11 protein-coding genes and 1 pseudogene are annotated in these 12414 nt (G+C 58.4%); 3 read left to right on the forward strand and 9 right to left on the reverse strand.

The window, feature by feature from the left end:
• Window positions 1–446: 446 nt before the first annotated feature.
• From RTCK_RS08290 to RTCK_RS08315, 6 genes are all read right to left on the reverse strand, one after another.
• Window positions 447–1409: a dihydrodipicolinate synthase family protein gene (locus RTCK_RS08290; RefSeq protein WP_142592466.1), complete on the reverse strand. Its 963-nt coding sequence runs from the start codon at window positions 1407–1409 to the stop codon at window positions 447–449.
• Between the two features lie 118 nt (window positions 1410–1527).
• Entirely contained in the window at window positions 1528–2232 is a 705-nt protein-coding gene (locus RTCK_RS08295; protein ID WP_142523274.1) for a GntR family transcriptional regulator, read from the reverse strand.
• Between the two features lie 46 nt (window positions 2233–2278).
• Window positions 2279–2425 (reverse strand): hypothetical protein, encoded by a 147-nt coding sequence (locus RTCK_RS08300; protein ID WP_185927956.1) that lies wholly within the window; start codon window positions 2423–2425, stop codon window positions 2279–2281.
• Between the two features lie 244 nt (window positions 2426–2669).
• Window positions 2670–3659 carry a TRAP transporter substrate-binding protein gene (locus tag RTCK_RS08305; RefSeq protein ID WP_142592467.1) on the reverse strand — a complete coding sequence of 330 codons (990 nt, stop codon included), beginning with the start codon at window positions 3657–3659 and terminating at the stop codon, window positions 2670–2672.
• A gap of 24 nt (window positions 3660–3683) precedes the next feature.
• The gene (locus tag RTCK_RS08310) at window positions 3684–4949 is read right to left on the reverse strand and encodes a TRAP transporter large permease (RefSeq protein ID WP_142592468.1); all 1266 of its coding nucleotides are present in this window, start codon (window positions 4947–4949) and stop codon (window positions 3684–3686) included.
• Window positions 4949–5569 (reverse strand): TRAP transporter small permease, encoded by a 621-nt coding sequence (locus RTCK_RS08315; protein ID WP_142592469.1) that lies wholly within the window; start codon window positions 5567–5569, stop codon window positions 4949–4951. Before RTCK_RS08315 ends, RTCK_RS08310 begins: the two co-directional genes overlap by 1 nt.
• A gap of 71 nt (window positions 5570–5640) precedes the next feature.
• On the opposite strand from RTCK_RS08315, the gene RTCK_RS08320 reads away from it, so the two are divergent.
• Window positions 5641–6348, forward strand: coding sequence for a GntR family transcriptional regulator (locus tag RTCK_RS08320; RefSeq protein ID WP_142592470.1), 708 nt, complete (start codon window positions 5641–5643; stop codon window positions 6346–6348).
• Between the two features lie 536 nt (window positions 6349–6884).
• Here RTCK_RS08320 and RTCK_RS08325 read toward each other — a convergent pair.
• Entirely contained in the window at window positions 6885–9401 is a 2517-nt protein-coding gene (locus RTCK_RS08325; protein WP_142592472.1) for a DNA translocase FtsK, read from the reverse strand.
• Between the two features lie 169 nt (window positions 9402–9570).
• On the opposite strand from RTCK_RS08325, the gene RTCK_RS08330 reads away from it, so the two are divergent.
• Window positions 9571–9813, forward strand: a complete 243-nt coding sequence (locus RTCK_RS08330) for a VOC family protein (RefSeq protein WP_142592473.1) — start codon at window positions 9571–9573, stop codon at window positions 9811–9813.
• A gap of 20 nt (window positions 9814–9833) precedes the next feature.
• Here the strand turns inward: RTCK_RS08330 and RTCK_RS08335 are convergent.
• Both RTCK_RS08335 and RTCK_RS08340 read right to left on the reverse strand, forming a co-directional pair.
• A pseudogene (locus RTCK_RS08335) lies at window positions 9834–9992 on the reverse strand (transposase); the annotation flags it as partial.
• A 252-nt stretch (window positions 9993–10244) separates the two neighbouring features.
• On the reverse strand, window positions 10245–11210 hold the full coding sequence (locus RTCK_RS08340; RefSeq protein ID WP_185927957.1) for a LysR substrate-binding domain-containing protein: 966 nt from the start codon (window positions 11208–11210) through the stop codon (window positions 10245–10247).
• 103 nt (window positions 11211–11313) lie between these two features.
• Between RTCK_RS08340 and RTCK_RS08345 the strand changes: the two genes are divergently transcribed.
• Window positions 11314–12381: an ABC transporter substrate-binding protein gene (locus tag RTCK_RS08345; protein ID WP_211181444.1), complete on the forward strand. Its 1068-nt coding sequence runs from the start codon at window positions 11314–11316 to the stop codon at window positions 12379–12381.
• Window positions 12382–12414 lie beyond the last annotated feature (33 nt).

The following is a 12414-nucleotide window of genomic DNA, read 5'->3' on the forward strand; positions in this document are numbered from 1 at the left end:
CAGCTGCAGCGTGACAAGAAGGCTCTCTCCCGGATAGCCCCTAACGGAAATGTGGAAGCTTCCAGATCCACATTTCCCCCATTTGCCCGCGGAAGCCGCCACCAGCTTCCGGGTCAGCCATGGATTAACAAAGGCCTATCGCTTCGATACGGTTTCCAGACATAGCCGTCAAAGGTCTCGGGGACGAGGTTCAGCTGCTAGTCTAGGCGCGGTCTGATGCCGGAGGTGAAGGCGTCGCCCTCATGCTAATTGACCAGGGTAACTAGCCGGAACTGCGGCTGGGATCGGAAACTGCTCACTTTACCAACAAGGGAAGCAGCAGTTTCGCAGGGTCAGGTTGTGAGGCAATTGGAAGCCGGAAGCCGTTGTGGCTGGCGAGCTTCCTGGGATGTTCCATCTGGCAAAGGGCCGGCTCCTCGCAGGGCCGACCCTTTCTGAGGACGTGTCTACGCCTTGTACGTCTGCACGGCGCCCGGCAACGTGCTCCACTGCGCATACCATCTGTCGAATAGCTTCAACTGGCTCTCGACATAGCCGCGCTGGCTCTCCGACAGTTCGTCCGTCTCGTTGAAGTGCAGCGTGTATTCCTTGTCGCCCTTCAGAACCATCATATGTTTGAAATAAAGGACAAGGTCTGGCCCCTCATCGAAGGAGGACAGGACCGCAAGCGCCGATTCCAGTTCCAACGCACGCTGGCGGGCATCCGGATCACCTTTCGCGGCGCCTTGAGCGAGGTTGCACAGGTGCAGCACCTCCTTCGGCAGGACACAGCCTATCCCGGTGATGGCGCCGGTCGCGCCGCAGTTGACGAAACCTTGGAAGACGCAGGTGTCGACCCCGATCATCAGCGACACGTCATCATCACGGCTGGTGATGTTCTCCGCCGCATAACGCATGTCGGCCGCTCCGCCGAACTCCTTGAACCCGACGAGATTGGGGTGCTCGGCGCGCAGTGCGAAGAAGAGATCCGCACGAGTGGCGAAGCCGTAGTAGGGGCTGTTGTAGATGACCGCGGGCAGATCAGGAGCCGCAGAGAGGATCGCCTTGAAATGGCTTCTTTGAGCCGCCATGACCGAACCTCGGGACAGGACGCGGGGAATGACCATGAGACCCCGGGCACCGACCTTCTGGGCGTGGGCCGCATGGGCGACGGCGGAGCCCGTGTTGACGGCGCCGGTTCCCACAATGACGGGAACGCCGGCCTTTACCAGCCGCTCTACACCTTCCATGCGCTGCTCATCGGTCAGCAGTGGCCAGTCCCCCATGGATCCGCAATAGACGACGGCCGACATGCCCTTCTCGACCAGTTCCTTCCCCTTGCGGACAAGCGCATCGAAGTCCGGGGTGCGATCATCCTTGCAAGGGGTCATCAGCGCGGGGATGACACCGGAAAAAATCTTGGCCTTCACGTCACTCTCCTTCTAGCGATTCAAATGGACCGTCGGCTGGAAGGACGCCAAAGGCCTCCCTTCCGATAATCCCAGGTATCAATCTGCATTCATGTTGTCGACAATTATTATACAAGGGCTATAATGTGATGTCGAGCCCGCCATTGCGACTGAACAGTTTTTGCACCTGAGCAACGATCTGCTCCGCATGGGCCTTGCCAAGCCGGTCGGCTCCCTCGACGTCTCGTGCTTCGATTGCCGCAATGAGTTGCGCATGTTCCTCGACGAAGTGCTGCGGGAACTGCTCGTCATAAGACCTGTAGTAGAGGCGCAGGATCCGCCTCCCCTCGTCCAGCAACCGCTGGAAAAGGCCTGTAAAATAGGGGTTGCGGCCCGCTTCTGCGATGGCCGCATGGAAGGTGGCATTGGTTGTGATCATTACCAGCACGTCCCGCGCCTCCACCGACGCAGCGTAATCTAGATGATGGCGGCGGATGATGGGCAGGTCTTCGAGCCGATGGTTCTGGGCCGCGAGCCGCGTCGTCACCCGGTACATCAGCACAAGGGCGTCGAAAAACGGGCTCAGGTTCAGGAAGTCGATGTTCGATACCATGGTCGAGCGATTGGGCAGCGTCTCGATCAGCCCTTCGCCCGCCAGCCGCACGAGCGCTTCGCGGATCGGGGTACGCGACATCTGGAAGCGTTCCGCAAGCTGTACCTCGTCGATGGGACTGCCAGGGGCGAGCTTGAGATCCAGAATTTCGTTTCGAAGAAGGTCGTAAACCGTCTTGACGCCAGAGCCTCGCTTACGTCCGGGCGGTGGAGGGGAATGGGTATCGGTCATCGATAAACCTCTTGTCGACACTTAAAATACACCCGACGGCGGCCCATCAATCGATCGACGCTGCCGTCGCGTCAAGTGCAGCGGCGACAGATTCCGGGATATAGCGTGCAGAATGATCATAGGGCCGCACCACGTCCGTCGTGGCCTGCCGGCTATCGCCTTTGCGGGCACGTAGCCGCGTGCTGGTCAGCATTGACCTCTGCTCCAGCAGATGCGAACCCTTCCACCTTGGGCAAACCGGTTTGGGCAAGTCTGCCTGCCTGAAGCGTCTTTGATGGCTTTCGTGGACAGCCTGAGATGCGCAGCATAGCCGTATCGGTCTATGAGCCGCAGCTCCTCCGGTCCCGGGACAGAAAGCGCCTCGCCTGTCTGTCATTCAACCAGGAGGCCGAGTGGCCGGAAAGGAACCGCCCGACGAGCGGGCGGCTCTGCTTGTCTTAAAGCGACGCGCCAACCTTGCGCAGATCAGCGAGGATGGGTGCCTTCGGCAACCAGATCTTGTCATAAGCCTCGATGATCTTGCCGGCATCGGCGACTTCGACATCCTTGATCGTGATGACCTTCCCAAACTCCTCCAGAAGCTTGGACTCGTTGGCGACCGTTGCGTCGATCTGCTCGTCGAGCGCCGACTTGGTCAGGCGCGAAATCAGTTCGCGGTCGGCTTCCGGCAGTTGCTGCCACATGCGTCCCGATGCGAGCGCAACACATGGCATGAAGATGGCATTCATCTTCAGCATGGTCTTCGAGACCTTGTCGAAACGCTGGTTCCAGGAGAACTCCAGATCAGCTTCCAGCCCGTCAACCTGACCGTTCGACATCGCATCGAAAACCGCCGGCGTCGGGATTGGTGTCGGCGCGGCACCTAGCAACTCATAAAAGTCCTTATAGGCGGGCGTCGTGTTTATGCGCAGCTTCATGCCATTGAGATCCTGAAGCCCCGCAATCTCCTTGGCCGTAAACACGACGCGCATCGTGGTGATGCCCCAGGCCAGCCCGATCGTGCCGGTCTCGGCGGGAAGGACATCTAGCATCTGCATGGCGATCGGATCCCGGACCAGCTTCGCCACTTTTGCGGTGGAATCCACGACCCATGGCGCATTGATCGCTGCAATTGACGGGATGCGCGATCCAAGTTCGGCCGTCATGATCCAGCCAAGGTCCAGCGAACCGGCCTGCATCTGCTGCAACATGGCAGCCTCGGTGCCGAGCTGATTGGCCGGAAACACGGCTATGTTCAGGCGACCATTGGTCTCCGCCTTCAGCATCTCGCCGACCTTCAAGGCGGCATTATTCCACGGATGCCCTGGGGGCGTGGTGATACCTAGTCGGAGGGTCCGGCTTTCCTGGGCACGCGCAATGAAGGGCGTGCCAAGTACCGCCGCACCGATCGCGGCACTGCGAAGTATTGTTCGACGGGTTATGTTCATTGTCTTATCCTCTGGAGTTGTCGGCTACCCGGCAAAGAAGGTGGAGAGCTGGGGGAAGATCGAAAGAAGGACCAGCAGTACGCATGACGCGGCAAAGAACGGCAATGTGACGATAAACATCTTGCCAGGCTTTGCACCAGTCACCGCTGACGCCACGAAGAAGCACAGCCCAACGGGCGGCGACAGAAAGCCCAGAACCAGATTGATAACAACCACCACACCGAAGTGAATTGGATCAATGCCGTACACTTCCGTCGCGATCGGGAGCAGGATGGGCACCGTCATGATCAGCCCCGGAGCGCCATCAATGACCGTGCCTATAACCAGTAGGATGACGTTTACCAGCAGCATGAAGGTGATGGGATCAGACGCCACCGTCTGAACCCACGCGGCAACCTTCTGCGGCACCATTCCGTAAACCAGAACCCAGGAGAACACTGCCGCTGCGGCCACGAGAAACAGTACCACTGCCGAATAGATTGCCGAGCGCAGCAGCATCTTTGGAATGTCCGCGTAAGACAAATCGCCGATCCAGTAACGCCCAACGGCGAAGGCTGCCACCACGCCGACAGCTGCGGCTTCCGTCGGATTTGCAATACCAGCCAGGATGGAGCCAACGATGATCACGGGGATGAGCAGTGTCGGCAATGCATCGAGGACGATCTTCGCGCGCACTCGCATCGGCTGCTTCTCTGCCTTCGGGTAGTTGTAAATGAAACCCATCAAGGCAATCACGACACAGAAGATCACCGTCATCAGGATGCCGGGGACCATGCCTGCCATGAGCATGTCAGCGACGGGTTCCTGGGCGAGCACGCTATAGACGACGAACATGATTGACGGAGGTATGATCGGGCCCAACATGCCGCCATAGGCAGTAAGACCGGCCGCAAATGTCTTGTCGTAGCCTGCCTTTTCCATCTCCGGCACCATCATCTGGGCCATGATAGCTACCTGCGCTGTAGCTGAACCCAATATCGAGGCCACAAACATGTTGGCGAACAGATTCACATAGGCCAGCCCGCCGCGCAGCGCGCCAATGAAGGCCATCGTCATGTCGATGATCCGGCGCGTAATCCCTCCGCCGTTCATCACCTCGCCGATCAGCACAAACAGCGGAATGGAGATCAATCCGTAATTGTCGACGCCGCCAAACAGTTGAACCGGCAAGCTTTCGAAAAGGAGGATATTCCCGCTGTCGAGAATGTAGATCATGCTGACAAGCATCAGGCACAGCCCGATTGGCACCCCGATCAGCATCAGCAAAAGGAATGCGGAGGTCGTCACCATCAGTTCACGCCCTCCGCATGGTCAAATCCCGGCCGTGAGCGTACTGGAGCAAAGCCCAAATCCTCTAGAAGATTTGCAAGTCCATGGATCAGCATCGTCGCCGCAAAGATCGGGATGATCAGGCTGACCATCCAGGTGGGCCAACGCAGCGTTTGCGTCTGTTCCGTGTACAGGAAGTTGAACGTCTGACCGGCATAGGCCTTGGCATCGAAACCAGCTGCGGCAATGCCAAGTGGATCCATCCAGCGCCAGCACATATAGCCGAGAGCAAAGGCGAACACGGCGATAAACAGGCTTGCGGCCGCCTTTAGCCGCCGGGCATGAACCTCCGACAGCTTGTCGGAGAGCAAAGTCACGGAAAAATCCAGCCGAAGTCGCGTGAGAGCCGAGGCGCCGACGAATGCGAGCCAGACCATGGCGTACACTGCGGCTTCATCGACCCAGTAAAGGGGCACGCCGGTGTAGCGGGTAATCACGTTGAGCAGAATTAGCCCGAGCACCAGCGCCATGAAGGCCCCTGCCAAGACCTTTTCGAAGACGAGTACGGCTTCCGAAAGACCGACCACAAGACGGACGGGTGCGGCCGGTGTCTTCACATTTGCAACCGATCCTGTTCTCATTTGTCCCCCTTGTTTTCATATAAAGTAGATTTTATACATTTCGCGATGTCAATGCCCAGCTGGATGATTTTGTGAAACCATCTTTCAAACACCGAACGCTGTCGGCGGCGCTCCTGGAAGAAATCCGCCAGGACATCTTGTCGGGGCGCTACAAAGCGGGAACCCAGCTCAGACAGGACGCTTTGGCAGAGGCCTATGGCGTCAGTCGGATTCCGATTCGAGAGGCTCTGTTTCAGCTGGAGGCAGCAGGACTGGTCAAAATCATGCCGCAGAAAGGGGCAGTGGTATCCCACCTTTCGCGTGAAGAGATCGAGGATGTATTTCAGCTTCGCATCCTACTGGAGCCGCGCCTTTTGCTGGCGTCGGCGCCCCAACTGACCGATGAGGACTACGAACGTCTGCAGGTCAAGCACCTCAATTATGTTGAGGCCATCTCCGCCAATGCTGTCAATGAATACGGTCGGTTAAACGCAGATCTTCATCTAGCCCTCTATCACCGTGCAAATCTACCAAGAACCGCCCAAATCGTAACTTCGCTCCTGGAGACAAGTGATCGCTATACCAGGATCCAGTTGTCGAATCCGGCTGCCATGCAAAGGGCTATGACGGAGCATGCGGACCTTATTCAGCTGTGCCGTTCAGGCCGATTTCAAGATGCTGCCCGCTTCCTGGCGGAACACGTGGCTGCGGTTCAGGACGACCTGGTCATGACACTGGCCAAGGTGCCGGAAACAGGCCCGCCAGATGCTTCTTCAGTCCCTGTGCATGAACGGGCGTAGGCAGTGACTGGCGCCGAGGGACATTTGATTGGCCTTAAGGCGATCCTGGTAAAAGGATCGATTTTCGACCGAAGCTCGATGGAGCGCGCCCTCCTGACGAAATCGCTTAAACTTGCAGCTGCTGCAACGCTCGATAGAGCAAACATCCATGACCTGGTGCAGATCCGCGAGGATTGGTGCCTTCAGCAGCTTGATCTTGGCATAAGCCCCCGATGATCTTGCCGGGCATCGGCGACATCGACATCCTTAATTGTGTTAACCTTCCAGATCCCTCCAGAAGCTTGGGCGCGTTGGCGACATCCAATCGATCTGCTCGTCGGGCGCCGACTGATCAGGGTTTGAACCCGCCTTTGCGGACGGCGCTCGATTGCTCTCGGTGACTGCTCAACGGTGCGTGCTAGCTCGGACATCCGATGCAGGGTATTCCCATGCACGGCTCCTGGCATAGCGCCTTTTCTCATCAAAAGGACCTGTCGCGCAGGTTGCCGTTAAGCCGTCAGCTGCAGCTTTATTTTGCGGCCGACACCAACATGCAATTAAGCTTGCGGATCGGCCTGCGCCTTTAGCCCCAGGATCTCGCGTTTGCCAACGTGGTTTGGAGGCCCCACCAGACCTTCCTGTTCCATCCTTTCAACGAGAGAAGCAGCGCGATTATAGCCAATCGACAATCTTCGTTGGATATAGGAGGTCGAACATTTGTTGTCACGTTGCACGATCTTCAGCGCTCGATCGTAAAGTTCATCAGCGCCTCCGTCTTCACCCGCCTCGGTTTGATCGAAGACCACGGCATCTTCCGCCTCATCCGTCTCCGTATCAGCCTCCTCGGTCACTCCACAAAGATAAGATGGCCGTCCCTGTGCCTTCAGGTGGGCGACAACCCTCTCCACTTCGTAATCGGACACAAAGGGTCCGTGCACGCGGCAGATGCGGCCGCCACCCATCATATGCAGCATGTCCCCTTGGCCAAGCAGATGCTCTGCACCCTGCTCGCCCAGGATAGTGCGACTGTCGATCTTTGAGGTGACCTGAAAAGAAATCCGGGTCGGAAAGTTGGCTTTGATTGTGCCGGTGATGACATCTACCGACGGACGTTGAGTGGCCATGACAAGATGAATGCCGGCCGCACGAGCCATTTGCGCGAGCCGCTGAATGGCACCTTCGATCTCCTTGCCGGCGACCATCATGAGGTCTGCCATTTCATCGACGATCACGACGATGTAAGGCAGTGGTTGAAGATCCAACTCTTGCTGCTCGAGTAACTCCTCACCAGTGCTTCTGTCCAACCCACAGGGGACGCTGACGTAGATGGTCTCGCCCTTGCTACGGGCTTCTGCCACGCGCTGATTGAACCCGTCGATGTTGCGCACTGCCAGACGCGACATCTTGCGATATCGCTCTTCCATCTCACGGACCGCCCATTTGAGCGCAAGTACAGCTTTCTTGGAGTCCGTCACAACAGGTGTAAGCAGATGAGGAATACCATCATAGACCGACAGCTCCAGCATTTTCGGATCAATCATGATGAGGCGGCATTCGTCCGGCCTGAGGTGGTATAGCAAGGACAGGATCATCGTGTTGATGGCGACTGACTTGCCAGACCCTGTTGTGCCTGCGACGAGCAGATGCGGCATTCTGGCAAGATCAGCAACGACGGGTTCACCGCCAATCGTCTTTCCCAAGCAAAGGGGCAGGCGTTGGTCCGTGCTCATGTAGCTTTCGCTTTCAAATAGCTCTCTAAGATAGACCGTCTCTCGTTGCGGGTTAGGCAGCTCGATCCCGATGACGTTACGCCCCGGCACGACGGCGACACGCGCAGACAAGGCAGACATGGATCGGGCGATGTCATCCGACAGATTGATGATGCGCGAGGATTTCACGCCAGGTGCAGGCGCAAACTCATATAGAGTTACGACCGGACCGGGGCAGACATCAATGATGTCGCCCTTGACGCCAAAATCTTCCAGAACACTCTCAAGCAGACCGGCGCTCTTCTCAAGAGCCTCCTGACTCATCTCACCGACAGGGATCGCTCTTGCGGGCTGCAAGAAATCGATGGATGGGAACAGATAATCGAAAGCGTCGGTGCCGGATGACGCCGTCCTGACGCGACGAAGGTTGGGGCTGTCGCTGCAAGCCGGCGGATGCCGCTCAAGACGGTGGCCGGGAGTAGTGCTAAAGGGTGATCTGCTTACGGCGCTGTCAGCTCCCTGGGGCCGAACTTCGACCTGTCGATAAAAAGCCAAGGGAGATGCCAGCTGTGCCGGAGCATCATGGGAAGAGCTCCCCTCCTCCAAACGCGTCGCTGTCACTTCAGGAGCTTGAATGAGCCGCTGCGGCCGAGGCGTCGTGAGAACTGGATGTGGCATCGACGGTCGCGCGAAAGTCGTGGTCGGCTGTCGCTCCTGATGCTTGTCGAGATCCAAACCTGAGGTCCCCAAGCTAAGCATCTCCCAAAAGAGGTGATCCGGAATTGCCCGCGCCACTCGCTCTTCTTGTGATCGTCTGCCGTTAGCCATTGGCGGCTCTGGAAGCTTCCCCAGGTTTAGACCACCAGGAACGTCCTGCTTTTCTATCTCCACAAAGTTCGCGGCGGCCGCGGCAGCTTGAGCATGAGCGTCGGCGTGCTCGGATGAACCCCGCGCGAGGCTTGCTTCCTTCTTGAGACGCACGTCCAGCGCGGGAGTCACAGTGCCGACAATGGCCTGCTCGACGCGATGCTGTAGCTCTCGAGCTGGTGAGACTGCCTCAGCGGTTTCGGTCAAACCAGATGTTAAGCCCACGTTCGCAGTTTGCCGATCTTGCGATTCCACATCTTCGGGCCTCGCCCTTCCCGGAGTGCGAGTAAAGCGGACGTTGGGCTTGAGTACGAATGGACGCTGCCACCGCGGTAACTGTTCCGGATCAAGGATAATCGCATCGTGCACCGGATCCGGCGACGTCTTCACATCAGGCAGACTTTTAGCAGAGGCTGGTGAAGTGGTGACGGCGGATGGATCCTCTCCAGCCTGGTCGATTTGATTGTTGGGGAAAGAAATTCGAGGATGCTCGTGCATACTACGCGACACCATTTATGAGCGATCAAACCGGGACCGTTAATAGAAAGAAAACCTTAACCAGGTGTTGCCGAGCTTCATCGTGAGGGGGTGGAATACCCGCTTACCTGACGTCATGGGCAGGTGCCGCGATGTGCGCTTATCCCGCTGCGTTCGTTATGGTCACGACATGGTCAGCTTCATTGAACTTAAGCTCTGGAAGTATGTCGTTGACGATATCGAGGTTGCAATGGCCTACTGGCTCGGCACGATGGGCGTAGGGCCATGGCACTACAACGCAAAGGTGCCGATCGAGGACTACACCTACGAGGGAAAGCGCTACGAGGTCCACAATTCCGTCGCGCTCGCCAATGCCGGCTTTATCCAGGTCGAGCTGATCCAGACTTTGCGCCATCGGGAGAACCGATTGTAGAGCGTGGTACGCGGGCCCTATCGTTCGGGCATATCCCGCCACGATGAACCGGTCCGAAACCGCCATAGGATGCCATTGATCACTCGGCGGTCATCAACTCTTTTGATCCCACGGCGATTGGTCGGTAAAAGCGGCGCGAGGACGGCCCACTCTTCGTCGCTCGATTCGTGACGGCGCATGGCAATCTCCTTTCGCGAAGATTGAATCACACACCGTTACGAAGATGAACCCCGTTTATGCGGTCACGGCCTAAGGTTGCGCGCTCTGATCGGGGAGTGGAAACCCAATGGGATTGGGTCCCGCAACCTTCAGCCGAAGCCTTTTGTATACGTTGCGGGCTCCCCGACCGAGGCTCGCGCGGCGTTCGAACAGAAGCACAAGAGATCGTCCGTGCCAAGAACAATAGAGCAGCCGCAACGAGGGTGGGGCTCTCACCCGCTGACTCGGCCCCCACCTTCCCCGCGATCATCAACGCCGTCCAGCATCTGGGCGAGGTGATCGATGGCACTAGCTGCCTCGGCTCTTAAGTCATCCATGAAGGAGACGAGCAGACCCGGCTGCGGCTTGTGGCGCGGCATGAGGGCGTAGATGGTGAACGGGATGGCGGGGCTGAACGCCACGACATCGATCCCGCTGGTCCTGGCGGCGGCGAGCGCGGTGAACGGGTCGACGACGGTTACGCCGACACCTGCTGCGGCGAGCGCGCAGGCAGAGCATGCATAGCCACTCTCGACCACGTTCTTCCGATCGACACCGCTGATGTCGAAGACGGCATCGATCCTTCCGCGCAGTTCGGTTTCCCTACTCAGCGAGATGAAGCGCTCTTCCTTAAGATCCTCCGGGCGTAGCGAATGTGATCCTGCCAGCCTGTGGCCGGCCGGAAGCACACAGACGGCCGGCGCAGAGACCAGGACTTCGGACGCAACGGAATCCCTCTTCGGCTGGGCTGTCGACAAGCCGAGGTCGCAGCGGTGACCACTGACCCATTCCTCGACATAGCTCGAGCTGCGGATATTGAACTCGACCGTCGCCTCGGGGCGATCGGAGAGAAACCGACCAATTACCTGGGGTAGCGTATCAAGACCAAGTGCCGCGGTGGCAACGATGCGCAGATGCCCGGCCGAACCGCGCGAGAGGCGACGGGCATTGCGCGCGGTCTCCTCAAGGACTGCAAAGGCTTTATCGACCTCTTCGAATAGGGCATTGGCTTCAGCGCGCGGGACGAGCCGCCCGCGAACCCGGTCAAACAACCGTATCCCCGTATGTGCCTCGAGCTGCGACAGAAGCTTGCTGACGCTTGGCTGGGTCAGGCGCAGCATCTCTCCCGCACCTGTCACCGAGCCGCATAGCATCGTGGCTCGAAAGGCTTCCAGCTGGCGAACATTCAGGGGCGGCATAGCCCGTCCATAGATTTGGTGAATGGATCCGTTCCCTTTTCGACTTTGACACTGCCGGACCCCCACGGCAACCTCACCCTTGGAAAAAAATGGGAGACTACATATGCGGATGCTTTCAAATCGCCGCGGCGGCAGGCCGTGCGCGACGCTCATTCTTGCTGCCTTTTTCTTTACGGCCCCTGCAATCGCCCGTTCTCAGTCGGCAGACACGACCCTCTATGTTGCGGGATATGGCGGAACCTCCGAAGCGACGATCAAGACGCATGTGCTTGAGCCTTTCGCGCTCCGTCACAAGGTCAGGATCGAATATATCGCCGGCACCTCTGCGGCGAACCTTGCGCGCCTGCAGGCACAGTCCGGCAATCAGCAGATCGATCTCGCCATTCTCGATGACGGTCCCATGCAGCAGGCGGTCGACCTTGGCCTGTGCGACGAGATCAATCCGTTTCCCGCCATGGAGCGCCTCTATCCGCTGGCAAAGGCCAATGGCCAGGGCCATTCCCTCGGCATCGGCTTCGTAGCTACCGGCTTTGCCTACAATGTGGAGACATTCGCCGCGGAAGCTCTGCCGGCGCCGGCATCCTGGCTAGATCTTGCAGATCCGCGCTACAAGGGCCGCTTGCTCGTGCCGTCGATCACCAACAGCTATGGTCTGCACACGCTTCTGGGACTGCAGCGCGCCCTCAAGTCGGACGACATCGAGCCCGCCTTCGACTTTTTCGAGGAAAAGGTCGCAGACAACGTCTTCAGCTTCGAAACCTCGTCGGGAAAGATCTCCGAACTGCTGCAGACCGGTCAAGTGAGCATTGCCGTCTGGGGAAGTGGCCGCAGTCATTCTCTCGCCAAATCGGGCTTCCCTGTCAGGTTCGTGACACCTCGGGAAGGCGCCATTGCCCTGCAGACTACGATCTGCCCGATCGTCGGAACCGAGGCGCCCGAGCTCGTCCAGTCGCTTCTGCAGGCCTTCTATGATCCCGAAGTCCAGGCAGCACTGGCAAGGGAAGCCGGTTGGGGACCGTCCAATCGCGATACGGTGCTTGATCCCGAGACGGCAGCTGCGGTGCCCTATGGACGGGAAGCGGTTGGCAAGCTGATCGCCGTCGACTGGACCCAGGTGAACGCCAGCCGCAGCGACTGGTCCCGCCGATGGACACGGCAGATCGAGAAATAACGATCGCCAGAATTCCTCCTACAACATCAGTTT

This window comes from Pseudorhizobium endolithicum, from assembly GCF_902153245.2.
Classification (GTDB): domain Bacteria; phylum Pseudomonadota; class Alphaproteobacteria; order Rhizobiales; family Rhizobiaceae; genus Neorhizobium; species Neorhizobium endolithicum.